The following is a 24846-nucleotide window of genomic DNA, read 5'->3' as shown; positions in this document are numbered from 1 at the left end:
TTCTCTATATAATTGGAAGTTTGAGGAACAATAGAAGAAACGAAAATAGGAGAGTTTTCATGAAAAAGGGTATCTTTCTTTTTTTGATAAGTTTTCTTTTCTTCATGGTTCCGGGACATACTTCTGCCCAGCAAAAGGTTCCAATATTAATTTATCATTCAATAGATGAGTATAAAGGGCATGGCTCAAAGGAGTTATATGTCACGCCGGAAAATTTTGAGAAGCAAATGATTTATTTAAAGAAAAATGGCTTTACCTTATTAACTTTTGAGCGGTGGCAGGATATTGGTAAAGTAAATAAACCAATTTTCCTCACCTTTGATGATGGTTATAAAAACAATTTGACTGTTTATTCAATTTTTCAGAAGCTGAGGGACAATAAATTTAAGCCAGCCGCCACTTTTTTTATCCCGGCAGACTTTATCGGTCGGTCAAATCGGTTATCAGCCGCAGAGTTAAAGATGCTGTCGGACTCAGGTATGATCTCCATCCAGTCTCATACGGTTACACATCCTGATTTGACGAAAATGAGTAATATCGATTATGAATTAAAGGCTTCCCGGGATAAACTCCAAAATATCACAAGAAAACCTGTCATTGCTTTGGCGTATCCATATGGAAATTTTAATAACAAAGTCGTGCAGGAGACGAAGAAGTACTACAAGTATGGATTGACGACCACTCCTGGTCCATTTTTACATAAGGGCGTGAAAGACGAGCTGTTCTTGCTGCCGAGAACATATGTAAAATACTCCACGACTCTTGAGGAGTTTGCAAAACTTGTGGAAACTGACCGATAAATGTATTAATCAACGTGCCCCAAACCCAAGAATGCCTTCTAGACACTGCTGCCTTATGACCACTTTTTTAACCGGGGACGCCAGTTATTGAAGTCCCCTTGACCATAAATCTCTCTATAATGAGTAAAGGGTTCAAGTATTAAAAATAGGCATTTATCAGATTTAGAAAAGAAAAACTTAACGTTGCCGGTGCAATGATCCATGAAGGATTAGGCACCTTTTTTGTTGAATTTCTTATTGTACAAACGGGGGAGCATTTCTGTAAAGGAAAACTAATTTTTATGTAGAATAATTTTCAGTAACAACTTTGTTGTAACCAAGATTAAATAGGAGTGGTTTTATGTACAGGTTATTTGGACTTTTAATAATTAGTTTATCATTACTTACTGCATCAATTTTATTGCAACTTGCTATGTCGGCAGATCAACATCTCCATCCTGGTTCTGTATTATTAATTGTATTAATCTTAATCTTGGGCATTTTAATGTTATTTCCTAAGAGTAAGAATGAAAGTAAGAATAAAAAAGCAGAAGAAGTATTTGTATCAAACGAAGAAATAGAAGCAGAATTACTATTACTTAATTATAATCATAAAAAAGAAAAATAGGAGTACACATCATTCAAGTATGGTAAGTGCATTTTTAGTACCTGTTTAAAGTGGTAGAATTCTCTTTTATAAGGAAATATTCGGAAAAGATCTCCGCACTTTTTTGTTGAATTCCGAATTGAACAAACGGGCAGGTGAATGGAAGAAGTTTGGAGTATACTCTTTATATAAGAAGTGTCAAAGTTGAGGGTTACAGTATTTTAAAAATCCATTTTAATGTATAGGAGGGGTTGTATGAATAAATAAAAGAACCAAGAGTACCTTTATTTGATAAGGTTTCCTTGGTTCAGATGATTAAACTTCCACTTCACTTATAAACGCATGGGTATTGCCCTCTGTATCTTTAAAGAAAGTCATCCAGGTTTCAACTCCGCCAATTTTGGCTACAACATGAGGTTCGCCAATAAAATCTACTCCATTATTAGTGAACTGTTCGAAGGTTTCTTTAATGTTCGCAACCTGAAAGTATATAACAGAGCTTGATTGTGAATACTCATCTTTCTCAGGCAAACTTAGAAGTATTCGGGTTCCATTACAATCAAAAAATGCCATTGTATCTGTTGAAAAAAGTAGTGGTAATCCAAGTTCTTTATAAAAAGTTATTGCCCTATCTATGTCTTTTACAGGCACCCCGATTTGATTTATCTTTTGTATGAAATTAGTGTTCATATTATCGCTCTCCTTAAATTAATTTTCTCCTCCAAAACGGTAAAATCTTTAAAATTCTATGTAAAAAGGTTGTTTGCTTTTATCCAAACAGTATTCGATTCTTTGTCTGAAATTCTTGTGAGTTACCATTTCCAGAGCTTGCTCAATAGGAAAAAACCCTACTTCCAAACTTTCTGGTGAAGTCGTCAATTGGCCGCCTATAGGTTTAGCCAAAAACAAGGTATTACAAATTGAGCGATCCACATTTTGGAATACTCCGCAAAAGTTCAGCACCTCAATATCAATACCAGATTCCTCTTTCGTTTCTCTTATTGCAGCATCTTTTAAAGACTCTCCTTCTTCTACTTGTCCGCCTGGCATTTCCCAACCCCTTCTAGGTCCCTTAATTAACAAGATTTCATTTTGTTCATTAATAACAATGGTAGCAGCGGAAACTATATGTTTGGGCGGCGAAAAAATATTCCGTGTGGTTTGAACCAATTAATTCCCTCATTTCTATTAAATTTATAGAGCGTTCTACCATAAAAGTTATTTATTGGAAAATTATGATAATATGAGTTTAACATAAACTAAATCTGCTGACTAGTATCACCAGGGCCGTATAATGTGACTATTCACCCAACGACTTTTGGCAGCATAAGAATTATTAGGCTAAAAAGAAGGAGTTCCATCTCTTGTAAAGAAATCTATAAGAAATAATAGGTGGAGAAGAGGACACATCATACAAAACGTTGATCCATGGCTGAAGAAACAATTTGTGGTATAGGTAAATTAATGGGCCAGGATTGAAGTATCCTATTTGGATAATCGTTCTCAAAGGAGATTAGGAATGATTATTAGGCAGGCAAAGCTTAAAGATGCTGAAGGTATCGCTAGAGTTCATGTGAATTGTTGGAGGACGACCTATAAAAATATTGTCCCTGACGAGTATTTGGATAGTCTTTCTTATGAAAAGCGGACAGAGTTATGGAAGAATAATATTTCCAGGTCTGATAACTATGTTTATGTGGCGGAAACAAAGGAAGGCCAGATTATTGGGTTTGCAGATGGCGGAAAAAGAGTGTCTAATGAAGTTGAACATTCCGGGGATGTAACCTCAATTTACATTCTGGAGCACTATCAGGGGCGGGGGATAGGAAGAAGCCTGCTTGATCCATTATTTAGAACCTTTGTTAAGCTCGGCTATCAGACAGTATTTGTGGAAGTACTTGAAGACAATAAATCCAAGTTTTTTTATGAAAAACTGGGTGCTTCCCTCTACACGACCACGACGATTGAAATTCACGGGAAATTGTTGCAATTGCTTACTTATCAATGGACAAATTTCGATCCGATTTTAAATCCATCTTAGCCATACAAAAATCCAATCAGGAAGGATTGCTGCACTTCCTGGTTGGACCTCTGTGTTTTTAGACGCTAAGCTATATTTCCTTAGATGATAGTGGCAAGAAAAGTTTAACCCCGCGTTTATTGAAGGGCAGTAGTTTCAAATCGGCTAACAGGTGACCAATATAGCCGCCTATACAGGTATAGAAAATACCTTTGATTCCGAGCGAAGCCTCTAAATGGTGAGCGATGATTCCGAAAAAAATTACTCCAAGGATTGAATGCGTATAGCTTCGGTGGGAGGAAAACGAAGCAATCACTATGTAAATCCCCAGCAATATCAGCCACAGTTCTTCTAAAGACAGTCCTCCTATGAGAACTGCAATTCCGGTAATGGTCAACATATGTTTTTGTTTAATGAGTGAGGCAATTAAGAGAATAAAAAGTCCAATTCCAACACCTTGCCATAGTTCGGCAGCTGTTTTTTCAAAGAAACTATAAAGTACCATGAGGACGCCAATAATCATCGCTGAAAAACGAATGACCTTATGGGACAAGGTGATTCTCCCTCGAAGCTTCCCGTCAATATCGAGATCAGGAATTAATCCCGAAACCGCACCCATGCCGACTAATATAAGCGTAGCAGACGGAGAGGCTTGAACTGTATTCGCAACGATAAACCCTGTTGTAGATCCAATTACTGCATGTGAAGTCCCATTCAATTTCATACAACTCCTAAAATCATGTAAGGTTAGAAAGCAATAGTCCTATTCTACAACAAAACATCTGTTCTGTTTAGGATTTTTTAAAACTTTACTAACATAACATTGGGTTTCCGCAGGAAAAAGGGACAGGATTGAGGATGATGGGTTCTAAATTAACGATTTCTTACGATGGGAGGTAAATATATGTTCAATATAACATTGCAAAAATTCGAATCAACTGATTTTAAAAAATACTTTTTACTTTTCTCGAATGAACAAGTAATGAGTAAGATTACGGAGCATTCACTCCCATTAGAAGAAGCACAAGAAAAATTTAAAAAGCTAATAAACCGAAATAAAAAGCACGAAACATTCGGCTCTTACAAGGTTTATAATTACTCAAAAGAGTTTATCGGACTTGGTAGTTTAATTTTTAATGAAGAAAAGAATGATGAAGCAGAATTAGGATACATGCTGCTCCCAAAGTATTGGGGTAAAGGATACGGTAGTGAGATTGCAGAGGTTCTAATAAATAAAGCCAAAAATACAAATGTAAATCGTTTAACAGCAATTATTGATCCTAATAATATTCCATCAAGAAAAATATTGATCAAAAGTGGATTTCATTCAGAAAAAGTATGTGAAATTGACGGCTTACCTGGGGAAATTTTAATAAGAACAATATAATACCTCATCAAGGAGGGGAATGTATGGGGAAAGAAATCCAGTTTAGAATAGCAACGGAACAAGATTTGGATAGAATTGTTGCAATGCTCGCTGATGATGAATTGGGAAGGATTCGAGAGCGTTATGAACAACCACTACCAAAAAGCTACTTAGAAGCATTTCAAGCTATTACATCTGATCCTAATAATGAGTTGGTAGTAGCTTATCAAGGTAATGACGTGATTGGTGTACAGCAAATTACATTTACTCCTTATATTACACACCAGGGGGGATGGAGAGCTACTATTGAAGGGGTCAGAACAGCCTCCACTGTACGTGGTATGGGAGTAGGAACCAAACTTATTAAATGGGCAATTCAACGAGCAAAAGAACGCGGTTGCCACATAATTCAACTCACAACAGATAAACAAAGAACCGATGCACTGCGTTTTTATGAACGTTTAGGTTTCAAATCAACTCACGAAGGGTTAAAACTGAAAATAAAATAGTTAGCTTTTCAACGGGTGCGTAGATCCAGGGAGGACTTACGCCTTTCTGATTAAGTGAGGCAGTTTAGTTAAATTACGATTTTTATGCTAATGCTCACATTTTATCCACAGACATATGAGTAGATTGGAAATAAAATGGGTTTAAAAGCGATGGATGTGATAGTATAATGGAAAACCTTCCAGTACTATATCAAGGAAAAGAATACTTATTAATCATTCAATATGCATCTGGATTTTGTGAAGTTATTGAAAAAGGGGATTTATCCAACAAAGTTGAACTGGTCCATTTCACCGAGCTTCGATTCAATAGTGAAGCCGTTAAGTAATTTACGTTGCTCCTATTATTTTTGTTAGCAAAAATACCGGTTAAAATGTACCGTAATTTGCAAACCCCATAAAAAATTTAAACGAGTATCATAAAAATAGACCATCAAATTTTGATCCGATTTGATGGTCTTTTTGTTTTACATAATTTAGTTTCGTGACAACTAACAAAACAGGTAACCCGGCGCCGGCTTTTTTTGTAGCAGATGGTTTTTATCCCCAAGGAAGGCCAATATCCATTTTCTTGGCAAGTTCTTTGCTGTTCTTGCGGCGCTTTTTCCTGTTTTCGGCACGTTCTGCTCCGCTTTCGAACAGCATGATTTCTTCCGGAGTCTGAGGTACTACCTTCGGAACGGAAACGGTCTTTCCATCCTTTGACAAGGCAACGAAGGTCAGGAAGGAGGTTGCAGCTAGTCTTCGTTCTCCGGTTTTTAAGTCCTCCGCAATGATCTTTACGAATACTTCCATGGAAGACGTTCCGACCCAGGAAACAAATGATTCGAGGCAAACTGAATCATCCTTCTGAATGGGTGTCAGAAAGTCGACGGAGTCAGTGGAGGCTGTGACGATGTCGCACCGTCCATGGCGGGAAGCCGAAATGGATGCACAGTCATCAATCATGCTCATCAATTTTCCACCGAACAAAGTTCCGTGATTATTGGTATCTGGAGGCAGCACCCTGCTGGTCTTTATTACTTTCGATGCGGAACATGGTTTTGCTTCTATTTTCATGAACAATCCTCACTTACTCTTTTTTTGTCTATTATACGTGTTTGATCCCTAGGCTTCCAAACCTGAATACTGAAATTACCATCTTTAGTTTATTCTGAAAATACATATTGCTAATACTTATTGCATATTGGATAATTATGTTAAATAAATAATAAAAATAAATAACGAAAGCAGGGGGATAATGAAGGGTTTATCTGCTTCAATTTTTGGACTTGGAGTCTGTATTTTGCTTGCTGCCTGGTTTTTGTCAGGTGCAATTGAAGATAAAACCGTTGATATACCTAACGAGCTCATTGTTAATCAGCCGGGCGGTGCTGGATCACTTCAATTAGTTGTAAACCAGGGCTGGCTGTATCTTTATGACTCTGCGAATGGGCAGATTTGGAAAAAACCAGACGATGAGGAATCACACTGGGTAGAGGTAAAGCATTATACTAATCAATAATAGCTAGCGGCTTATTTATGAAAGAGAGGTGCAATATGGTATATATTCTTGGATCTGTAGCTTTGCTAATAATTTCAGTTATCGTATTCAAGCATTCAGGAGTCGCAAATCCTTTCTCTAAAGGAGTTGGCATTGCGATCGCCATATCGCTAATTGCTGCAGTTTGCCTTGCCCAAAACTATTCCTACAGTCTAATTCCAGGGATAGAAGATGGAATTGCAATCTCAAATTTGGTCTCCTACTGGATTATCGGCGAGGATGGATGGTCACAGGGATTGTTTAGACAGTGGTTTGAGGGATTCACCATCATTTCATTACTATTTATCATTGCCTATCCAATTGTTTTAACCGTTGAGTCAAGAATCGGAAGGAAAATTGCATAGTTGTTTTTCGAGAACTTTACTCAAGTTATGCGGAGAAAGGAGGCAAAAAATTGAAATTCTCTAAATATATTCTCATAATTATAAGTCTAGCCTTCTCCGTGGCTATCTTTTATTTTGCTTATTCTACTTCCAATGTCTCATTAGCTGATAGTAGGCCTTGGGTGGAGTGGCGTTGCAATTTTCTTATTTAAGGAAAGAAAGGTCACCCGCAAACAGAAAGTTGAGAAATGGTTTTTAAAAGAAATGCCAAATGGTTTTCCGCGGTACTTAATACGAAAAGGGGCAATATGGTGGGGAATACCTATGGGATTTTCCACATGGGCTTTAACAGAGGAGATTGAACTCCTGATTCTTCCAACTGGTTATTTTTTTGTCCATATGGCATTGTATATGGTTTTTGGATTACTTATTGGCTTATATAATTGGCAAAAATATCTTGAAGATTCCGATTCAATGGGCTTAGTAACCAAAAATGGGCTTTAATATTTTTCATATAAAAAGGCCCAGAGGATATTCCCTAGGCCCACATATAGCGATATTAACCTTTACTGTATTTCAGTGATTGGCAGACAGATTTCAAATGAAGTCAAATCTTCATCCGACTGGCAATGGATTGAGCCCTTATGTTTTTCGATAATGTTTTTACACACAAAAAGACCGATTCCTGTACCTAATTTTTTCGTCGTATAAAAAGGTTCAAAAATGATTTTACGAATTTCCTCACGAATCGGTTCACCATTATTTGATATCATGATTTTCACTTCATTTTTTCCTAATAAAGTTTGTATGGTAATAATTCTTTGTTTGTCCTTTTCAAATACAGCATCGACCGCGTTGATAAGCAGGTTAAGGAAAACTTGTTTCAGCTCATTACGATCTCCATAGACGGTTGTGCTGGCATCAATGTGCGAGTTAACCTGGATATTACCGTCCACAATGCTTGGATATAGAAAGTCGATTACTTCAACCAACAAATCTCTAATTGGGATTTCTTCATTTTTATCGTCGCTGATAATATTTTTTTTCGAGGTGTGAAGGAACTGTGTGATCCGAAATTTCAATTGGTCAAGCTCTATACTAACAACATCCAAATAGGGGAGGTTAGGATAATCGCTTTTTAACAGCCGGATGAATCCCATAACGGAAGTAAGTGGATTGCGGAATTCATGTACAAAGCTTGAAGACATTTGACCGAGAATTGCCAGTCTTTCCTTATGGGTTTGCGAAATATAATGGTTTTGTTCCTGAAGCTTAATGTCCTTTAAGTCTGTATATCTTGTAACGGCATAATAGCAGAATAAATCAAACTGCCGGTTCACCAGGTCAATGACCTTCCTTACGTCTCCCGAGCAAATTCCCGAATTGTATACCTGCTTAATAATAATACTCCGGCCAAGATTTACATTGTAGACAAATTCTCCGATGTTGATATTTGCATCAAGGCGTTCTTCGGCGACTCTATACGCCATTGATTTTAATTCGCTATCCCGTACCTTATTTCCTATCGAACTAATGATCAGCCTATACATTAAATATCCGTTATTCCGAATAAGATCTCGATCATCTTCCGTCTCATTCACGACAATCTGTTCTTCCCAATCATCTAAAAATGTCTGTTCATTTTCTTGAAGAAAGTCGGCTAACATTTTGTAGCCCTTCAATTCTACGGTTGCTTCCATTAGAATCCTGCTTTCTATTAATTAATTCCCAGAAACCGTGCATCAACCAAAATAGTCACAAAGGAAATATAACACAAAATTTAGAATTAATATACTTTTCAGTATAGGTGGTAAGTTACCAAATGGAGGAAATGAGACAAAAGTATCGAATAAAAAATTAGTGAATTTTTTTAAGTAGGTTAAAGAAAATTACCTATCCCCATTATCTGATAAGAAAAAAGAGCAGTTTTCCTAAGAAACCAATAAATTTGAAAGAGTGAGAACATGGACTATCAAAAACATCTTCTAACAGGAGAAGAAATCTTAGACTTTGAATATGACAAAAGAGTTGGATTATTTATTTCAAATCGAAGAATTTTTAAGATGGAGGTTGTGCCACACAGGAGGGATAATATCATCTCAATTCCGTTGAGCAAAATAGTGAAGGTTTCTCTTACGGGCAATGGCGGTGACTTGAACATTTGGACTGCATCTGGCAACTTTCAGTACTTATTCAATCATAAACCTTACAAAGGAGATAAGATTATTAATAGGCTTTTGGAATTAATTTGTTGAACATAAGGAAGCAATTTGTAAGGAGAATATTTTATGAGAGTTGGGATGATTATTGGCATTTGCTTTATACTCTTCCTGCTTCCAAGCTGCTCCTCAGCGGAATTAAGTGAACAGCATAGAAATTATATTGAAGATTTCGAGTGGACAGTAAGTAAGGCTGAGAAAAAAACACCTTACACACTTACAACAAATGAGGAATTCCTTACTGAACTTAAAGAACAGGGTCTCAATGTTAATGAATTAATGGAATACCCTACAATCTTCCAGCAAATAGTTAGCTTAAAGGAATTATGCAAGGGAGAGGATTTGTCAGCGATTCTCTATAGCAATGGAAAAGGGGAACTACTCAGTGCCCAAATACAAATTTCGAATGCCAGTCCAGATGTTTCGAAACTAATTAAAAAAGATGAGTACTTGAAAAGCTGTAAATAAAAGATTTGTTCTTTGAGCAACATTAGCTCTATTAAGATGATACTAGGGTAGGAATGTACTACAAAAGGGGTTTCTTGATGAAAAAACTAATCTCCATGTGGCTACTGCGTTGCAACCGCGCCCCGGCATACCTCTATGGGAGATGGTAACGATAGATTAGCATGAGGAGTGACACCAATGCAACGATTTATTGAATAGAGGGGAGGGATATAAAATGGAACTGAAAAGTGAATATTATGTTCTGACTTTGCTTGTAATTTCGTTCGTATTTTTCTGGACTTTTGCGACGTTTTTGGAGGGTACCAATCAGGCATATAGAGATTTTTTACTTACAGTCGCAGTAGTCCATTTAGTGATGTCAAAACTAATAACAATAGAGAAGAACACAGGACAACAAAATAAATAAATTTTTGCGAGTGTGATGAATCAGAAGTTTGTTTAACAGGGAAGTGGGTGGTCGAATGAAGTTCTATCAGTGTAGTTTAAGAAATTTAATAACGGGGGAGTCAGATGAGGGAAAATAAAAGCATCGCCTTATATATAAATGTTTTATTAGGAGCTTTAGGAACAATCCTTATTGGACTTGCTGCAATGAGTACGCTATCTAACAGAAATCATTCTGTATATCTAATGCTTTTTGGAGGATTTATTTTGGTGATTACTTACATAAATTATTTAGAGAAAAAAGCGGGACTTCAAAATTCAATCACTTGGGTAAGGTCAATAGGTTCAATTGTACTCTTCTTAGCTTTAGGCTTGATGTTTTTTTTCTTGTAAATCCTAAAGATAAACCAAAACAGGATAACTTTTTAACTCTCTTATATTTGTACAATATTGTATTATTAAATGAGAAGAGTTAAATTTAATAAAAATATATTACTTGCATATGGTAAAATAAGGTTATAAGTATTTAAAGAACTTAAGGGAGGTTGAAAAATGGTAGAGAAGAAAAATGAAACGTATGAATGGACTAAAGCCATAATTGGGGCACTTGTATTAGCAGTCATAATTCGCTCTTTTTTCTTTACGCCGATTGTTGTTGATGGTGAATCAATGAACCCTACACTTCAGGATCAGGAACGCATGATAGTAACAAAAATCGGGGACCCAAAAAGATTTGATATTGTTGTGTTTCATGCCCCTGACGGTGAGGATTATATTAAACGTGTCATCGGCCTTCCAGGCGACAAAATTGAGTATAAAAATGATGTTTTGTATATAAATGAAAAAACATATGATGAACCTTATTTAAATAGTTACAAACAAAGAATCAGCCAAGGTACACTGACGGACTCTTTTACCTTAAAAGAAACGATAGGTAGTGAAACAGTTCCTGAAGGCCATCTGTTCGTCTTGGGTGATAACAGAAGGGCTAGCAGGGATAGTCGGGATATTGGAGCTATTCCGTTAGAGAAAGTAATTGGTACAACGAACGTTGTTTACTATCCACTAAAGGAAATAAAAATTATAAAATATTAATTTTTATTTACTATAAAGCAATTTAGCTTGGCTAATAGTAAATTACAGCAGGAATGCCTATTTTATAGAGTATTCCAGCCCTTTGGGTATTTGGAAATGATGATTAAAACATGGTATTCTTAAAAGAAGATGAAAGGAGTGTGGAAGAGATGACAGTTGGATCACCTTTAAAAGTTGGACGTAAAGCTCAAACAAAAAGATCTTCCCGACACGGTAGTGTTCCTCCTAGAAACCCAAACAAAAGGCCAACAACCATTAATTTAGACCGTTCGATTGGACGCATGAAAGCTAATGATAGGGATGCAATTAGGCGAGCAGCTGAATAATACAGGGAAAGAGAAGGTTGATTGTACCTTCTCTTTTTTTATGTTATTTTTCCGCAAAGTCGCATAATCTATAGAAACAAGCGGAGAAGGTAGTGTTAAATATTATGATATCCATTAAAAAAACATCACCGCCAAGGAATCCTAACAAGCGGCTTTGCGTAGCAAAAAACATCACTCATCCTGTGCAAAAGGAAAATGAGGAATTGCTTCGTTTACTCTCGAAGAGACCTCGCTTTATGAACATTGATCATCGCATCCATTAGTTATTACCACACATATTCTAATCCGAATTTATGCGCTTGGAGCATATGATGCTCCAAGCATTTCCTATGCTCATTCACTTATCAAATTACCCGCTGGCTATCCGTATTTTGCAGGTTAAAACTGAACCTTTTACCAAAAGTAGCGGAATTGGGTTTTCCCAAGGAAGTAAAGCTGCGATTAAAACTCAGTAAGTTGTGGACATGGGAAAAACGTGAAGGGTTACTCTTTGTTGTTAACTGAATCCTTCTTTTTTTGTGATTGCAGTACGGAAAAGGTGAGTGGCTGGTCTGAGCCGGTCATCAGTTTATAAACATAGGTAGAAGTTAGTGAATAGCCTTCTTCGATTTTTGTGGCCAGATAATTGGTTCTTTCATATAGGATAGATCGAATGTTATTTAGTTGATGAAACATTTTATCTGTTAAAGCTTCCTGCTTATCAATTCTTTCGAGTACCTCTGAATGGTTTTCCTCATGCTTCATTAACTGGGCTGCGATTTCCTTTTGTACCTGTACCTGATCATTTACTTGTTCTGCCAATTGCAGCTGAACAGTCTCGGTTCCAACTAGCCGTTCGGATATTTGCTGATTCGTTTCATGAATGGCAGACACTTGTACCGACACCGATTTAATAAGACGTTCATTTTCCAGAAGTGATTGGTGGTTTTGGCTGGTTGTTTGGTCAAGGAGATTCACTTGGTCTAGGATTCTCTTCTCAAAGACGTCCCGTTTCTGCCCCTGCAGTTCGAGCGTTTTCATTTTCCCCTTGACCTCATTCCACTGGGCGGTTTGTGTTTCCTGAAGTTGATCATACCGTGGCTTGATTTCGGAGATTGATTCGAGAAGCTGCTTGTTCGTTTGCTGCTGCTCTGCAATGAGCTCACCTAATCGGCTTGTCCTTGCCTCTTCTTGATTAGGACCGGTAACATTCTTCGTGGTTTTAAATATATTCCGGATGTGTTTATTAACGAATAGTCCCATTTACGACAATCCTCCTCAGTAATGGTCTATTATCCTATGCTTGAACTAGAACAGAGGCAACTTGTTACCTGCATTCTGGGCGAATAGGGTAGGGGTAAGGCGGATAACCTTTATCTTGACTAACTTTATAAATATCCTGTTCAAATTTAAAAATGGAGTGCAATGATTCTCGGTTAGGAAATCGATGATGAAACAAAAAAGAAGATGTGAATGTTTTAAAAAAAGAGAATTAATGGAATAATAGCGTTTTTAAAGAAAAAATTCGATTTTACTGGTATACTAGTATCCCGTAAGGAAATATGATTACTAAAATAAGCTAAAAGTAGAAAAGATAAGACAAGATAATCAATTTTCCACGAAATCACCATACGAGGAGACAGATAATGGAAGCAACTCAAACTGCCGCAAGTGGTACAAAAGAAAAAAGCAACTCAATTATGAACAAAATACTGGACGCCATTGGTGGTGCTTTTGCTCCCATCTTAGGAGTGCTAGCTGGGTCCGGCTTAATTTCAGCACTATTATCCATCTTAAAAACACTGGGCTGGATTTCTCCTGAAAGCGGTACATATGCAATTCTTTCTGCTGCAGGGCATGCAATTTTTTACTTTTTCCCAATCTTTCTTGGGATTACCATGGCCAATAAGCTTGGTGCCAATGGATATGTTGGCGGAGCTATCGGGGCTGCATTATTGGAGCCGAATTATACAAATTTAGTGGCTTCAGAAGCCCAGGATGTTTCATTCATGGGAATACCAGTCATCCTGGCCAGTTATTCATCAACTGTGTTCCCAATCCTGATTGCCGTTTCGATTTATGCAGTTTTGGATAAATTTTTGAAAAAGATTATTTATAAAGATCTGCAGATGTTTATCAATCCATTGATTTCCTTAATGGTGATTGTTCCTTTAACCGTCCTGCTCTTTGGACCTTTTGGTACGTATGTAGGAGAGGGACTTGCAATTATCATAGAATTCTTAAGCTCGACAAGCGGGGTTTTGACTGGGGCTGTTATGGGTGCGTCATGGTCGTTCCTTACAATCCTTGGCCTTCACTGGGCAGTTATCCCGATTTTTATTGCAAACCTTGCAAAATCAGGCCTTGATCCGTTAATGGCAATGATAGCTGCTGCCCCATTCGCGCAAATGGGTATGGCTATCGGGGTTTTCTTTAAAACAAAAGATAAAGATTTAAAAACTTTAGCTGGATCCGGACTGCTGCCTGGTGCTTTGGCAGGGACAACGGAAATCATAACGTACGGTCTTCTCGTACGATTTAAACGAACGATGCTTATTGTTGCCATTGCAGGGGCAATTGGCGGAGCGATTAATGGTGCTCTTGGTGTTAATGGAACGGCTTTTGCACTCCCAAGCTTTTTGTCCATCCCTGTTTTTACACCGATAGGTCAGTTCCTCCTTGGTGTATTAACTTCCCTGGCCATTGCGGCAATTCTTATACTGATATTTGGTTATGAAGGGAAAAATGGTACTGCTTCCGCTAAAACTGTAAAAGAATTTGGCTTGGCCGATGTTAAAAGCGAAACGATTTACAGTCCAATAATTGGTGAGGTCCTTCCTTTAAGTGCAATTTCCGACCCATTATTCTCAACCGAAACGGTAGGGAAAGGTGTTGCGATTGAACCGGCCAAAGGGGAGGTAAACTCACCGGCTGACGGAACAGTGACGACTTTATTCCCAACAGGGCATGCCATTGGGATAACTTCGGAGAATGGCGCAGAAATTCTTATCTATATCGGCGTAAACACCATCAAGCTTAAAGGGCAATATTTCAATGCTAAAATAAAACAAGGGGATCAAGTGAAAAAAGGCGATCTCCTGATTGAGTTCGACATTGAAAATATTAAAGCTCATGGCTACGATATAAAGACTCCAGTTGTCATAACTAATACCAACCAATATATTGATGTAGAGCCAGTACAAACTGGCAAAGTCAATGCAAATGAAGAATTGATTAAATTAAAAGCTTAATGATTAGAAAAGCGGAAGCGCCTTGCCCAGCGCCGTATGACCTGGAGTCTCTCCAACTGAGATAAAAGGAAACACGAAGAGCGTTAACGATTCTATCGTAGGGCGGAGAGCGAAGGACACTAGGCGCTAGGTGCTCCTCATTACGCTATCGCGTAATTTCGTGCGATGCAATCTCGGGGAAGCCTTCCTTGTGGAGCTAGACAGTTCTAAGACGAAAAGATAATTCTTCCTAATGAGATAAACAAAGCAGGCTAAATGATTTAGCCTGCTTTTATTTTAGTATTTTTTCAAAAGATTACCGAACACCACTTATTGCTTCAGTGAAAATTCTCCCTCTCTATTTCCTTCTTTTTCTTTTACCAACACATCACAAATCCTTGATAGGCCTTCAGTTAGCATTGATCTTGGACATGCAAGATTCAGGCGAATGTAGCCATCCGAATTTGACACAAACATATTGCCTCCTTCCAGAAGGACCCCGGCTTTGTTGGCAAAATATAATGGCAGGTTTTCTTCGTCAGGCAGATAAGCACTAATATCAACCCAAGCAAGATAAGTTGCTTCGGGAATACGATATACAGCTTGAGGTAAATTTTCTTCTAAATATTGTTTTGTAAAGGCAAAGTTGTCATCAAGATAATCCTTTAATTGGTTTAACCATTCATGGCCATGCTCATATGCAGCTTGTGTTGCTGCAATGCTCAACGGATTTTCAAAATCGTAATGGCGAGCCTTCCATACAGCTCTAAGATCATCATTTGGAATAATGATATTTGAGAACATTAATCCAGCCAAATTATATGTTTTGCTTGCGGACATGCACGTAATGATTTTATCTGTATCCGGAAAAACTTTTGCTAATGGAGTATGTACCATCCCATTTCTAAGCAAGTCGCAATGAATCTCATCAGAAATAATCGTGACATTGTTTTCAAGGCAAATGTCGCCGAATCTCTTTAATTCCTCTTGCGTCCAGACACGTCCAGATGGATTATGTGGATTACAGAAAATACTTAAAGTAACTTTTTCATCCTTCGCTTTTGCTTCCAGATCATCGAAATCCATTGTATAATAGCCATCCTGGTTCACTAGGTCAGATGTTACCAGTTCAATATCATTGAATTCTGCCGCATACTTAAAATATGCATAAGATGGTGTCACAATTAAAACTTTCTCGCCTGGTTTACATATATATTGAACCAATCCATACAATGCCGGTATAATCCCATTCGAAAACACCAAATGTTCCTGTTCAAAGTTCCAGTTATAATTTCGCTTTGTCCAATTCGAGAAGGAAAGATAATAATTTGGATCAAATACCTTTGTATAGCCAAAAATCTGTTTATCCGCTCGGTCTTTAATTGCCTGGATAATTTCTGGAGGAGCGGCAAACTCCATATCAGCAACCCACATACGAATAAATTCTTCATCTTTAAATGGAAAAACCATGTCTTTAGATGCTTTAAAAATATATTCCCTAAAGCCATCTGTATTCATTGCGTTGGTGCCCCTACGATCAATAATCTCGTCAAAATTATATTTCACGTTTTTTCACTCCTTCTAACTCTCGTAAAAGTAAACTTCAATTAAAACTACTTAATCGAAATATTCTAATAATTATAGCAAAAAAATAAAAACCCTTAAAGAATAATTGTCCTTAAGGGCTTGTTTATCGGGAAAATGGTTTCTTCTACTATTTATTAATTAAGATTTTTAGAATAAGACAGTTCTCTCTGTTCTGCTTTTTCTTTTTCGAGCCGTTCAACCAAGGACTGAACTGTTTTCATGATTGCTTCATGTGTCACATCACGCCCTAATACAGCGCTTGCTCTCTTAATTAATTCTTCTTTATTTATATTCATATAACATTCCTCATCTTTCTTGTTAACCAATCTAGGTGCCCGGCAATTAAGCCTGGCATCCCGCAAAACCAAAAATCAAACCGACAACTAGTTGATTGTGTGTACTAACTTTCGCAACCAATTCCCATTTAGTATATTGGCATAATATTTTTGTTAAATCAATAAGGCGAATAGACTAATTTACTGTATAGAGGATTATTTTCATTTATATAGAAGTAATACAATATTGGAACGAAAATATTTTTATAAAGGTGTATGGGTATAGGGTTCCATTACCCTGGTTTGTTGAATTTATAAGGTATCGAATAAAAGTTAATTAAAAAGGAGGTAACGAAAAACTTGGATTACCATGAAGGTTTTCAAATAAAAATTGCTTCAAAAGACGACAGTAGTGTGATTATTAAAATGTTAAAGCTGATAGCTCAATGGATGAAAGATAAAGATATTAACCAATGGAGGTTTCTATTAGAGGGCGGCGATGATGAAGAGATTGAACAAGCCATAATCAATCAAGAAACATACATTGTTTTAAAAGATAAGGATATTGTGGGTACGTTCACACTATTATCCCATCAGAGCGAATGGGATAGACATATTTGGGGAAGTGATCTATCTTCAAAATCGCTTTATCTACATAGACTAGCAATAATTCCTGCTGATATGAAGAAAGGTATAGGTAAATGTATATTGGCATGGATACAAGACAATGTGAGTGATAAAGAATACCTTAGATTAGATTGTGTTACAGATAATAGTAAATTAAATAACTTTTATATGAACAATGGCTTTGAACTTGTTGGTGTAAGCGATGGACATTCTAAATATCAAAAAGGTATAAAAAAGAATTAGAAATTCTTCAACAAAATGGGGCATTGTTTCAAGGCGGTAATTGCCTATTTTTATTGAGACTTTTTTAAAAAAACGGAACAGAATTGTAATATTGGGATTCTTACCGAGATTGTAAATTCATAAATTCTACAAACAAGGGGATGGGGAAATGATAAAGGGGCTATATGAAGCACATTTACCTGTAAAAAATTTAGAGAAATCGATTGAATTTTACGGGAAGTTAGGTTTGAAGTTTGCTTGGCGTGATGAAGACACCGCATTCTTTTGGATAGAGGAAGGAAAAAGCTGGTTAGGATTGTGGGAAGGAAAGGAGTACCAAACTCCATACCATCCATCTTTAAGACATATTGCTTTTCGAGTCACTTTTGAGGGTTTAAAAGAAGCTGTACAATGGCTTGAATCCATCCAAGTTGAACCTGTACCTTTTGGAAAAAGATCATCGATCGAGCCTTTTGTAAGACCAAATCAAGGAAATGCTTCAATTTACTTTAACGATCCAGATGGAAATAGCTTAGAATTAATGTGCTTTGTTAAAGTACCAAATGAATTAAAACATATTACTGAAAAGTTGTCTTTAGAAGACTTTGAGAATTTAGTTAGTAGTAAATTGACATAATCCTATCTATAAGATTGTAGCATATGTAGTTAAACTGAAAAGTGCGATGTTCCTGGAGGCTCAGCCGCATTTTTTGATATTATGTTCATTGGTTAAATAGAAACCTAAGCAAAAAGAGGGGGACCTCCAAAAATGGCGGTCCCTCTCTTTACAGTTAGAAAGTCTCTTTCTATTTCGATAATCCTAATATTAACTCTTTATAGATATTGAAGAATGCAAAGTAGTATTCTTTGTATACATATTCATCTGTTTTGTGTGCCATTTTTGTTTCGCCCGGACCAAACATCATAAAAGGAAAGTTGTCATCTTTATCTCGTAATAGGTTTGATGCATCCGTCACCCCAGGCGAACCTTTAACAGAAATTTCTAAACCTAAATGTTTTTTACCAAGTTCTTTTGCAAGATCAACCATTTCAGATTGTCCTGAAGTGAAAACACTGGGTAATGACATTGTCACTTCAACATCAATATCAGAGCCTTCTTTATTGTATTTTTCAGCTGTTGTGTTGAATAAATCAATCACTTCATCGTTATCAAATTCCGGAATAGTCCGCACGTTTATTTCAGCTACTGCTTTTTCTGGAACTGAGTTTACTTGGTTCCCTGCATTAAAAATAGTTGTACTCATAACCAATTTATCTAGAACTTCATTTTTACGCTCGTCGCCATTCAATTTTTTGTCTACCTCTAATAGATATTTCATCAAGGGATTAATCGCGTTATATCCTTGGTCAGGCATAGAACTGTGTGCTGCTTCACCAATTGACGTTACACGAAAGTTTAGTGATCCTTTGTGGGAATATATAATCGTGTCATGGGAAGGTTCAGCAACCCATAAATAATCTACATCATCCATATAGCCTTCTTCGTATAATTTTTTAGAACCTGCGCCACCGACTTCTTCACCAGTCGTCGCCATAAAACGGACAGTACCATTTTTCAGTTCATTATTTTCTTTAAGTTCAATCATCACTAAAGCAAGGTTTACTAAACCTGCTTTCATGTCATTTGTTCCACGTCCATATAATTTTCCGTCTCTTTCTGCCAATGTAAACGGATCTGATGTCCATTCGCTTTCATCACCAGGAGAAACGACATCCATATGACCAGAAACGCCAATGACAGGACTTCCGCTTCCAATTTCGGCCACTAAGTTAACACGGGTGTCGGTAACTGGAACAATTTTAGATTCAATGCCGTATTCAGCAAATAAATCTTTCAAGTAATTTGCCACTTCGATTTCGTTTTCATTAACAGAATTAATCGCAATAATGTCCGATAATATCTTTATCTTTTCTTCTTCAGTAAAACGTTTCAAACTAAATCCCTCCAACAAGTCAATTCTCTATGAGAATACAACTGTACATTACCCTAAAATCCATGAATATATTAGCACTTAAGGAATCACCGGATATACTTTACTGCTTTATATAGCTAATTGTGCGGCTGAGTTTAACAAAGGAATTCTGAAGGTCTTTCTAGAACTAAAGTAAATGATAAATAAAAAAAGGGGAGAGTATTTTGGGTTCAAGAATAATGCACTCGATTATTGGTAATAAAATTGCAGAGGCTTTATCGATGGAAGACAAAACATCATTTTTACTTGGAAGCATTGCCCCGGACGCTGTTTTTTCACACGAAGAAAAAAATTTATCACATTTCTTTATAGGTGATGCGCAAGATTATTCAAGAAGAGTTGATTATAAAGGTTTTTTATATAAGTATGGTTCACAAACTGAAAATCCTTATGTATTAGGGTACTATGCACATTTAATTGCTGATGAAATATGGTTAAGAGGATTTTACCTTTCTTGGTTAAAGAACAGAATGGATGCTGATGAAGGGTTATATAAGTTATACCATAATGATTTCCAATTACTAAATGGAAAGTTATTAGAACACTATGGTTTTACAGATGAATTGAGAAAATCATTTAGTCAATTTCCTACGATCTTAGATTTGGATGAGGTAACTTCCAAAGATGTTGAAAAATTTGTTCCTTTTGTCTTAGGCGATATGGATTACGGTAAGGAAGTTCTAAACGAAAAACTCAATGTTTTTACTTTTAATCAAATAGTCGGTTATATAGAGACATCAGTTGAACTTGGGTTACAGTTTCTTAAACCAATTCTTACAAAAAAAATCTTAAACTAATGGCTGCAATGTACAGGGAAGGATTTGTTGAATTCCATATTGAAAAAAAACAGGCCAATTTTGTTGAGTTGAACAGTGATTTCAAATTCGTGTGTGGAAGCCTCCGCAATTCTATAAACATATTAATTGAAATCTATTTAGCGTTTAAATTAAACTTAAGATGTCTTGTTTAGAATGATTATAGAGTTTAGTATTTTCTAAACAATTCGAACCCTTATTGCTGTATATATTTACTAAATTTATGTATGATGATAGGGGTTACCATTTTTTGAAGGAGGTTTTCATTTTGGCAAGGAACAAAGATAGAAACATTCCGCACGAAAACGATGTGAAGCGCGAGAAATTGACGACTCGCCAGGGCCATCCCGTTCCGGATAACCAAAATATCCGAACAGTTGGCAATCGTGGGCCAGCAACACTTGAGAACTATCATTTCATCGAGAAAATTTCACATTTTGATAGGGAAGAGGTGCCGGAGCGTGTTGTTCATGCACGCGGTACTGGAGCATTTGGCTATTTCGAAACATATGGCAAGGTTGGCGATGAGCCGGCAGAAAAGTATACCCGCGCTAAAGTGTTCCATGGTGCTGGAAAGCGTACTCCGCTTATGGTCCGCTTCTCAACAGTTGCAGGCGCTAAGGATTCACCGGAAACTGCACGTGACCCGCGCGGCTTTGCTGTAAAAATGTATACCGAAGAAGGAAACTGGGATCTGGTTGGTAACAACCTGAAAATTTTCTTTATTCGCGATGCAATGAAATTTCCTGATATGATTCATGCATTTAAGGCTGATCCGGCGTCAAACGTATCACATCCGCAAAGGATGTTTGACTTTGTTTCCCGCTCGCCTGAGGCGACACATATGATTACTTTCTTGTTCTCACCATGGGGAATTCCAGCTACATACCGCCACATGCAGGGATCTGGTGTTAACACGTATAAATGGGTTAATGACAAGGGCGAGGCTGTTCTTGTTAAATATCATTGGGAGCCGAAGCAGGGCATCCGCAATTTGACACAGGAAGAAGCGAACGCAATCCAGGCCAAGAATGTCGGACACGCGACCCAGGATCTTTATGAAGCAATTGAACGCGGCGAATATCCGGAATGGGAGCTGTTCGTTCAGATTATGTCTGATGACTACCATCCAGAGCTGGATTTCGATCCGCTTGATGACACAAAGCTTTGGCCAGAAGACAAGTTCCCTTGGCTACCGGTCGGCCGCATGGTTCTTGACCGCAATCCCGACGATTTCCACGCTGAAATCGAGCAGGCTGCCTTTGGAACTGGCGTCCTAGTCGATGGTATGGATTTCTCTGATGATAAAATGCTGCAAGGCCGTACGTTCTCCTATTCCGATACACAGCGTTATCGTGTAGGTGCAAACTATCTGAAACTCCCTGTGAACGCGCCAAAAGCACCTGTGCGTACGAACCAGCAGCGAGGACAAATGGATTTCCGTGATCCTAAAGAATCCGGGGAAAATCCACATATCAATTATGAGCCATCCATGATTGGCGGATATGAGGAAACAGGTTTTGAAGAGCGTCCGCAGCACCGTCCATCCTACAATGCAGCAGTTATGAGCGAGCCAATCGACCGCCCGAACAACTACGGTCAGGCTGGCGATACTTACCGTGCCTTCGAGGATTGGGAACGCGATGAGTTGATTAAGAACCTTTCCGAGGCACTTGCTGTTTGCGACAAGCGCATTCAGGAAGCAATGGTCTATCACTTCACACAAGCTGACGAAGATTACGGCCGCCGTGTGCAGGAAGGTATTGAAAAAGTATCAGCTCAGCTTAAAGAACAAGCTGCAGAAAACCAGGTTCCAGGCCGTGAATCCGGCAAGACGAAATATGGCCAGGGATCCATTGATGCAAACGAAGCTGTACAAGATGCTGAGAAGAAGGGCCACGAGGCTGACCCTTATTAATAGAATTAAAGAGACTGTCCAGGACACTAGCAAAATCTGGTTTCTGGCAGTCTTTTTTTTCGAAAAAATTCAAACTAGCAAAAGGAGTTCGGCTAAGGTTAGCGAATTGTATTTGATACATTCTAAAAAGGGGGGAGGGCTGGCTGCAACTAATAGAATTGGAATGGTGATTTCAGGAAATATAGGGAGCTTCTTAGAGAATTACCTTACATAATAGACTTCATTTGTTTATGAAGACGGGAACAGCCGTGAAAACGAGGCTTAACCGTCCTTCATTGGACTTATGAAGACGGGAACAGTTATCAAAATGAGGCTTACCCTTCCTTCATTTGGCTTATGAAGACGGGAACAGCTGTTAAATTAGGGGTTTCCCCGCCTGCATTGAAAGTTGCTATGACAAACTTAAACTTTTAAAAATGAAAGTGAGGTAAAAATAATGATTAGTAGAGTTGGTCAAATTATGTTATACGTCAATAACCAGGATGAGGCTGCACGTTTTTGGACAGATGTTATGGGGTTTACGGTTATTTCTGAAGAAAATGGACAAGGCATGAGATGGATTGAGGTGGCTCCATCATCTGATTCAGAAACAAGTTTTGTTCTCCACGATAAGGAATTCATTGCGAAAATGGAGCCGGACTTAAATTTAGGAACACCTTCGTTAATGCTTTTCACGGATGACCTCGAAAAGCTGCATAGCAGCCTGGTTGAGAAGGGAATAACAGTTGGAGAGATTGTTGCCCTGCCATCCGGGAAAGTTTTCAATTTTGCGGATCGGGAAGACAATTACTTTGCTGTTATGGAAAAAACGAAATAGGCTTGCTTTAAAGGCAATTTTAAAAACTTGGCTCTGTTATATCTGAATGTTGATTTCACTCTGTTTGAAAAATAAGGGGAGAAATACCGGTTAAATCGGGAAATACCCATATTTCCATTAAAATAAGGGGAGTTTTTCCGCTTATCATACCAGAATCATTGGTTTTTGACTTATTTTAAGAAGGTAAGGGGAATTTCTCCACTTATTTCTGTCTCTTAAGGTGCCCGTGGGTACAATAGACGGAAATTCTCCCCCTAATAAATTTTCATACCTCAACAAAAATCAACAATGAATACTAACAGAGCTAAAAACTTAAGGAGCACAAAAGTGGTGAATAAGAAAATCACGAAAATTACGACAAACCTTTGGTTTACTGCCGAAGCCGAGGAGGCAGCAAACCATTATACTTTGATTTTCAAGAATTCGAGCATTGGGAAGGTTACCCGTTATGGGAAAGAGCGGCATCCAATAGACGGAATAAGCGAAGGGACTGTCATGACCGTCCAATTTACTCTCGAAGGGCAGGAATTTGTGGCGTTGAACGGCGGACCCCAATTTAAATTTACTGAAGCGATTTCTTTTATCGTAAATTGCGAGTCTCAAGAGGAAATCGATTATTTTTGGGAAAAGCTTTCTGAAGGCGGGGATGAGAAGGCTCAGGTGTGTGGCTGGCTGAAAGATAAGTTTGGAGTATCATGGCAAATTGTTCCCGCCACCTTACCCGAGATGTTAACTGACCCAGATCTTCACAAATCTGAAAGGGTTATGAAAGCACTGCTTCAAATGAAAAAAATAAATATGGATGAGTTAAACGAAGTCTACCAAGGATAAACCTTATCCATGGAGTGCATGGAAACCAATTTCATGCACTCCATTTTTTATACAGGCAATTTTACATTTAAAATGCATATAAAAAAAGGGGGAGCGGCCGGAACTAGGAAAAATCACCTTTCAAGCCGATTAAAGGCTGCCGTCTGGGAACTTAAGCGGTAGTTTCCAGCCCCAAATTCCTTTAGGGAGTAATTAGGTACCCAGCACCCAATCCACGCATATGATAACCCAAACGTCTGTGGAGGGATTATCAATGTACCATGATCCTAATGGGGATCCATATCAGAATCATTATTACCATTATTTCCCCTATCATAACTATGGTTGGCAGCCTGATCCTCAAAATGGAATCAACTATCACACACCGTATAGAGAAACACAGAAAGATTTCGGTCCTGCACCGTTTGTGGTGAATATCAATGAGGCAGCGAAGCGGAACAATACATTCAGAACTGCGTTATGGACAGGAAGTCATTTGCAGGTTACATTAATGAGCATTAATGCCGGTGAAGATATCGGCCTTGAAAATCATCCGAACCTTGATCAATTCCTGCGGGTTGAACAGGGCAGAGGGACCGTCCGTATGGGCAAAAGCAGGGATAACCTGAATTTTGTTAGGGAGGTAGTCGATGATTCGGCGATTATGATTCCCGCGGGCACCTGGCATAATGTCACCAATACCGGGAACACTCCTTTAAAATTATATTCTATTTACGCTCCTCCGCAGCATCCAAAGGGAACCGTCCACCAAACGAAAGCGGATGCAATGGCTGCCGAAGAACACAGGCATTTTTCAATGCCGTCCGCAAATACGTATTTTTACTATTAATAAAGGGTGACTCATCCAAGTTTTATCTTGGAGAGTTACCCTTTTCTTTGGTATAAGGCAGAAGCCCATCCTTCATATCCAGAGTA

Annotated in this window: 31 protein-coding genes; 22 read left to right on the top strand and 9 right to left on the bottom strand. The window is 37.9% G+C overall.

Annotation, left to right across the window (positions count from 1 at the left end; translation table 11 throughout):
- Positions 1 to 59: 59 nt before the first annotated feature.
- Positions 60 to 800 (top strand): polysaccharide deacetylase family protein, encoded by a 741-nt coding sequence (locus tag AM500_RS12700; protein ID WP_053599540.1) that lies wholly within the window; start codon positions 60 to 62, stop codon positions 798 to 800.
- 340 nt (positions 801 to 1140) lie between these two features.
- On the top strand, positions 1141 to 1407 hold the full coding sequence (locus AM500_RS12695) for a hypothetical protein (protein ID WP_053599539.1): 267 nt from the start codon (positions 1141 to 1143) through the stop codon (positions 1405 to 1407).
- Positions 1408 to 1701: 294 nt separating this feature from the next.
- On the opposite strand, the gene AM500_RS12690 is transcribed toward AM500_RS12695, so the two are convergent.
- Together AM500_RS12690 and AM500_RS12685 are read right to left on the bottom strand one after the other, a co-directional pair.
- Positions 1702 to 2076, bottom strand: coding sequence for a VOC family protein (locus AM500_RS12690; RefSeq protein WP_053599538.1), 375 nt, complete (start codon positions 2074 to 2076; stop codon positions 1702 to 1704).
- Positions 2077 to 2124: 48 nt separating this feature from the next.
- On the bottom strand, positions 2125 to 2556 hold the full coding sequence (locus AM500_RS12685; protein ID WP_053599537.1) for an NUDIX hydrolase: 432 nt from the start codon (positions 2554 to 2556) through the stop codon (positions 2125 to 2127).
- A gap of 349 nt (positions 2557 to 2905) precedes the next feature.
- Here AM500_RS12685 and AM500_RS12680 point away from each other — a divergent pair, with 349 nt between their 5' ends.
- Positions 2906 to 3427 carry a GNAT family N-acetyltransferase gene (locus tag AM500_RS12680; protein WP_053599536.1) on the top strand — a complete coding sequence of 174 codons (522 nt, stop codon included), beginning with the start codon at positions 2906 to 2908 and terminating at the stop codon, positions 3425 to 3427.
- A gap of 70 nt (positions 3428 to 3497) precedes the next feature.
- Here AM500_RS12680 and AM500_RS12675 read toward each other — a convergent pair whose 3' ends face one another.
- On the bottom strand, positions 3498 to 4124 hold the full coding sequence (locus AM500_RS12675) for a metal-dependent hydrolase (RefSeq protein ID WP_053599535.1): 627 nt from the start codon (positions 4122 to 4124) through the stop codon (positions 3498 to 3500).
- 186 nt (positions 4125 to 4310) lie between these two features.
- Between AM500_RS12675 and AM500_RS12670 the strand changes: the two genes are divergently transcribed.
- The 3 genes from AM500_RS12670 to AM500_RS25845 all read left to right on the top strand — a co-directional run bounded on the left by AM500_RS12670 (position 4311) and on the right by AM500_RS25845 (position 5607).
- Positions 4311 to 4793 (top strand): GNAT family N-acetyltransferase, encoded by a 483-nt coding sequence (locus AM500_RS12670; RefSeq protein ID WP_053599534.1) that lies wholly within the window; start codon positions 4311 to 4313, stop codon positions 4791 to 4793.
- A gap of 23 nt (positions 4794 to 4816) precedes the next feature.
- Positions 4817 to 5281: a GNAT family N-acetyltransferase gene (locus AM500_RS12665; protein ID WP_053599533.1), complete on the top strand. Its 465-nt coding sequence runs from the start codon at positions 4817 to 4819 to the stop codon at positions 5279 to 5281.
- A 167-nt stretch (positions 5282 to 5448) separates the two neighbouring features.
- Positions 5449 to 5607 carry a hypothetical protein gene (locus tag AM500_RS25845; RefSeq protein WP_197282589.1) on the top strand — a complete coding sequence of 53 codons (159 nt, stop codon included), beginning with the start codon at positions 5449 to 5451 and terminating at the stop codon, positions 5605 to 5607.
- 211 nt (positions 5608 to 5818) lie between these two features.
- Here AM500_RS25845 and AM500_RS12660 read toward each other — a convergent pair whose 3' ends face one another.
- On the bottom strand, positions 5819 to 6337 hold the full coding sequence (locus AM500_RS12660; RefSeq protein ID WP_053599532.1) for an acyl-CoA thioesterase: 519 nt from the start codon (positions 6335 to 6337) through the stop codon (positions 5819 to 5821).
- Between the two features lie 181 nt (positions 6338 to 6518).
- Between AM500_RS12660 and AM500_RS12655 the strand changes: the two genes are divergently transcribed.
- The 3 genes from AM500_RS12655 to AM500_RS12645 all read left to right on the top strand — a co-directional run bounded on the left by AM500_RS12655 (position 6519) and on the right by AM500_RS12645 (position 7648).
- Positions 6519 to 6782, top strand: coding sequence for a hypothetical protein (locus tag AM500_RS12655; protein ID WP_053599531.1), 264 nt, complete (start codon positions 6519 to 6521; stop codon positions 6780 to 6782).
- Between the two features lie 35 nt (positions 6783 to 6817).
- The gene (locus AM500_RS12650) at positions 6818 to 7165 is read left to right on the top strand and encodes a hypothetical protein (protein ID WP_231687994.1); all 348 of its coding nucleotides are present in this window, start codon (positions 6818 to 6820) and stop codon (positions 7163 to 7165) included.
- Positions 7166 to 7468: 303 nt separating this feature from the next.
- Positions 7469 to 7648, top strand: coding sequence for a hypothetical protein (locus AM500_RS12645; RefSeq protein WP_053599530.1), 180 nt, complete (start codon positions 7469 to 7471; stop codon positions 7646 to 7648).
- Between the two features lie 62 nt (positions 7649 to 7710).
- On the opposite strand, the gene AM500_RS12640 is transcribed toward AM500_RS12645, so the two are convergent.
- A complete protein-coding gene (locus tag AM500_RS12640; protein WP_053599529.1) occupies positions 7711 to 8844 on the bottom strand; it encodes a histidine kinase N-terminal domain-containing protein in 1134 nt (377 codons plus the stop codon).
- A 264-nt stretch (positions 8845 to 9108) separates the two neighbouring features.
- On the opposite strand from AM500_RS12640, the gene AM500_RS12635 reads away from it, so the two are divergent.
- The 5 genes from AM500_RS12635 to lepB all read left to right on the top strand — a co-directional run bounded on the left by AM500_RS12635 (position 9109) and on the right by lepB (position 11310).
- Positions 9109 to 9399, top strand: coding sequence for a hypothetical protein (locus AM500_RS12635; protein ID WP_053599528.1), 291 nt, complete (start codon positions 9109 to 9111; stop codon positions 9397 to 9399).
- A gap of 33 nt (positions 9400 to 9432) precedes the next feature.
- Entirely contained in the window at positions 9433 to 9831 is a 399-nt protein-coding gene (locus AM500_RS12630; protein ID WP_053599527.1) for a hypothetical protein, read from the top strand.
- A 214-nt stretch (positions 9832 to 10045) separates the two neighbouring features.
- Entirely contained in the window at positions 10046 to 10237 is a 192-nt protein-coding gene (locus AM500_RS12625) for a hypothetical protein (RefSeq protein ID WP_053599526.1), read from the top strand.
- A 104-nt stretch (positions 10238 to 10341) separates the two neighbouring features.
- Positions 10342 to 10608 carry a hypothetical protein gene (locus tag AM500_RS12620; protein ID WP_053599525.1) on the top strand — a complete coding sequence of 89 codons (267 nt, stop codon included), beginning with the start codon at positions 10342 to 10344 and terminating at the stop codon, positions 10606 to 10608.
- 159 nt (positions 10609 to 10767) lie between these two features.
- The gene (lepB, locus tag AM500_RS12615) at positions 10768 to 11310 is read left to right on the top strand and encodes a signal peptidase I (RefSeq protein WP_053599524.1); all 543 of its coding nucleotides are present in this window, start codon (positions 10768 to 10770) and stop codon (positions 11308 to 11310) included.
- Between the two features lie 809 nt (positions 11311 to 12119).
- Here the strand turns inward: lepB and AM500_RS12610 are convergent.
- Complete coding sequence (locus AM500_RS12610; protein WP_053599523.1) at positions 12120 to 12878, bottom strand: hypothetical protein; 759 nt, start codon at positions 12876 to 12878, stop codon at positions 12120 to 12122.
- A gap of 383 nt (positions 12879 to 13261) precedes the next feature.
- Here AM500_RS12610 and AM500_RS12605 point away from each other — a divergent pair, with 383 nt between their 5' ends.
- Positions 13262 to 14866, top strand: coding sequence for a glucose PTS transporter subunit IIA (locus tag AM500_RS12605; RefSeq protein ID WP_053599522.1), 1605 nt, complete (start codon positions 13262 to 13264; stop codon positions 14864 to 14866).
- A 309-nt stretch (positions 14867 to 15175) separates the two neighbouring features.
- Here the strand turns inward: AM500_RS12605 and AM500_RS12600 are convergent, their stop codons facing one another.
- Together AM500_RS12600 and AM500_RS25505 are read right to left on the bottom strand one after the other, a co-directional pair.
- The gene (locus AM500_RS12600; RefSeq protein ID WP_053599521.1) at positions 15176 to 16411 is read right to left on the bottom strand and encodes a MalY/PatB family protein; all 1236 of its coding nucleotides are present in this window, start codon (positions 16409 to 16411) and stop codon (positions 15176 to 15178) included.
- Between the two features lie 155 nt (positions 16412 to 16566).
- Positions 16567 to 16728, bottom strand: a complete 162-nt coding sequence (locus tag AM500_RS25505) for a hypothetical protein (RefSeq protein WP_156319806.1) — start codon at positions 16726 to 16728, stop codon at positions 16567 to 16569.
- A 339-nt stretch (positions 16729 to 17067) separates the two neighbouring features.
- On the opposite strand from AM500_RS25505, the gene AM500_RS12595 reads away from it, so the two are divergent.
- Positions 17068 to 17577 (top strand): GNAT family N-acetyltransferase, encoded by a 510-nt coding sequence (locus AM500_RS12595; RefSeq protein ID WP_053599520.1) that lies wholly within the window; start codon positions 17068 to 17070, stop codon positions 17575 to 17577.
- A gap of 148 nt (positions 17578 to 17725) precedes the next feature.
- A complete protein-coding gene (locus AM500_RS12590; RefSeq protein ID WP_053599519.1) occupies positions 17726 to 18193 on the top strand; it encodes a VOC family protein in 468 nt (155 codons plus the stop codon).
- Positions 18194 to 18362: 169 nt separating this feature from the next.
- On the opposite strand, the gene AM500_RS12585 is transcribed toward AM500_RS12590, so the two are convergent.
- Complete coding sequence (locus tag AM500_RS12585) at positions 18363 to 19511, bottom strand: ArgE/DapE family deacylase (RefSeq protein ID WP_053599518.1); 1149 nt, start codon at positions 19509 to 19511, stop codon at positions 18363 to 18365.
- 203 nt (positions 19512 to 19714) lie between these two features.
- Between AM500_RS12585 and AM500_RS12580 the strand changes: the two genes are divergently transcribed.
- From AM500_RS12580 to AM500_RS12560, 5 genes are all read left to right on the top strand, one after another.
- Positions 19715 to 20347 carry a zinc dependent phospholipase C family protein gene (locus AM500_RS12580; protein WP_053599517.1) on the top strand — a complete coding sequence of 211 codons (633 nt, stop codon included), beginning with the start codon at positions 19715 to 19717 and terminating at the stop codon, positions 20345 to 20347.
- 286 nt (positions 20348 to 20633) lie between these two features.
- Positions 20634 to 22283, top strand: coding sequence for a catalase (locus AM500_RS12575; RefSeq protein ID WP_053599516.1), 1650 nt, complete (start codon positions 20634 to 20636; stop codon positions 22281 to 22283).
- Between the two features lie 436 nt (positions 22284 to 22719).
- Entirely contained in the window at positions 22720 to 23100 is a 381-nt protein-coding gene (locus AM500_RS12570) for a VOC family protein (RefSeq protein ID WP_053599515.1), read from the top strand.
- A 330-nt stretch (positions 23101 to 23430) separates the two neighbouring features.
- Positions 23431 to 23931, top strand: coding sequence for a VOC family protein (locus AM500_RS12565; protein WP_156319805.1), 501 nt, complete (start codon positions 23431 to 23433; stop codon positions 23929 to 23931).
- Between the two features lie 253 nt (positions 23932 to 24184).
- Positions 24185 to 24760: a cupin domain-containing protein gene (locus tag AM500_RS12560; protein ID WP_053599513.1), complete on the top strand. Its 576-nt coding sequence runs from the start codon at positions 24185 to 24187 to the stop codon at positions 24758 to 24760.
- Positions 24761 to 24846: the final 86 nt, after the last annotated feature.

The organism is Bacillus sp. FJAT-18017, from assembly GCF_001278805.1.
In the GTDB taxonomy this organism is placed as follows: Bacteria; Bacillota; Bacilli; order Bacillales; family Cytobacillaceae; genus Bacillus_D.
The sequence above is the reverse complement of the archived record's forward strand: the minus strand, read 5'-3'. Positions and strand labels throughout refer to the sequence as shown.

What these genes read in the sequence shown, in the direction of transcription:
- AM500_RS12700 (WP_053599540.1), top strand. Translation starts at nt 60, where the DNA reads ATGAAAAAGGGTATCTTTCTTTTTTTGATAAGTTTTCTTTTCTTCATG.
- AM500_RS12590 (WP_053599519.1), top strand. Translation starts at nt 17,726, where the DNA reads ATGATAAAGGGGCTATATGAAGCACATTTACCTGTAAAAAATTTAGAG.
- AM500_RS12635 (WP_053599528.1), top strand. Translation starts at nt 9,109, where the DNA reads ATGGACTATCAAAAACATCTTCTAACAGGAGAAGAAATCTTAGACTTT.
- AM500_RS12630 (WP_053599527.1), top strand. Translation starts at nt 9,433, where the DNA reads ATGAGAGTTGGGATGATTATTGGCATTTGCTTTATACTCTTCCTGCTT.
- AM500_RS12655 (WP_053599531.1), top strand. Translation starts at nt 6,519, where the DNA reads ATGAAGGGTTTATCTGCTTCAATTTTTGGACTTGGAGTCTGTATTTTG.
- AM500_RS12640 (WP_053599529.1), bottom strand. Translation starts at nt 8,844, where the DNA reads ATGGAAGCAACCGTAGAATTGAAGGGCTACAAAATGTTAGCCGACTTT.
- AM500_RS12670 (WP_053599534.1), top strand. Translation starts at nt 4,311, where the DNA reads ATGTTCAATATAACATTGCAAAAATTCGAATCAACTGATTTTAAAAAA.
- AM500_RS12645 (WP_053599530.1), top strand. Translation starts at nt 7,469, where the DNA reads ATGGGATTTTCCACATGGGCTTTAACAGAGGAGATTGAACTCCTGATT.
- AM500_RS12570 (WP_053599515.1), top strand. Translation starts at nt 22,720, where the DNA reads ATGATTAGTAGAGTTGGTCAAATTATGTTATACGTCAATAACCAGGAT.
- AM500_RS12560 (WP_053599513.1), top strand. Translation starts at nt 24,185, where the DNA reads ATGTACCATGATCCTAATGGGGATCCATATCAGAATCATTATTACCAT.
- AM500_RS12620 (WP_053599525.1), top strand. Translation starts at nt 10,342, where the DNA reads ATGAGGGAAAATAAAAGCATCGCCTTATATATAAATGTTTTATTAGGA.
- AM500_RS12610 (WP_053599523.1), bottom strand. Translation starts at nt 12,878, where the DNA reads ATGGGACTATTCGTTAATAAACACATCCGGAATATATTTAAAACCACG.
- AM500_RS12650 (WP_231687994.1), top strand. Translation starts at nt 6,818, where the DNA reads ATGGTATATATTCTTGGATCTGTAGCTTTGCTAATAATTTCAGTTATC.
- AM500_RS12605 (WP_053599522.1), top strand. Translation starts at nt 13,262, where the DNA reads ATGGAAGCAACTCAAACTGCCGCAAGTGGTACAAAAGAAAAAAGCAAC.
- AM500_RS12695 (WP_053599539.1), top strand. Translation starts at nt 1,141, where the DNA reads ATGTACAGGTTATTTGGACTTTTAATAATTAGTTTATCATTACTTACT.
- AM500_RS25505 (WP_156319806.1), bottom strand. Translation starts at nt 16,728, where the DNA reads ATGAATATAAATAAAGAAGAATTAATTAAGAGAGCAAGCGCTGTATTA.
- lepB (WP_053599524.1), top strand. Translation starts at nt 10,768, where the DNA reads ATGGTAGAGAAGAAAAATGAAACGTATGAATGGACTAAAGCCATAATT.
- AM500_RS12665 (WP_053599533.1), top strand. Translation starts at nt 4,817, where the DNA reads ATGGGGAAAGAAATCCAGTTTAGAATAGCAACGGAACAAGATTTGGAT.
- AM500_RS12690 (WP_053599538.1), bottom strand. Translation starts at nt 2,076, where the DNA reads ATGAACACTAATTTCATACAAAAGATAAATCAAATCGGGGTGCCTGTA.
- AM500_RS12660 (WP_053599532.1), bottom strand. Translation starts at nt 6,337, where the DNA reads ATGAAAATAGAAGCAAAACCATGTTCCGCATCGAAAGTAATAAAGACC.
- AM500_RS12625 (WP_053599526.1), top strand. Translation starts at nt 10,046, where the DNA reads ATGGAACTGAAAAGTGAATATTATGTTCTGACTTTGCTTGTAATTTCG.
- AM500_RS12680 (WP_053599536.1), top strand. Translation starts at nt 2,906, where the DNA reads ATGATTATTAGGCAGGCAAAGCTTAAAGATGCTGAAGGTATCGCTAGA.
- AM500_RS25845 (WP_197282589.1), top strand. Translation starts at nt 5,449, where the DNA reads ATGGAAAACCTTCCAGTACTATATCAAGGAAAAGAATACTTATTAATC.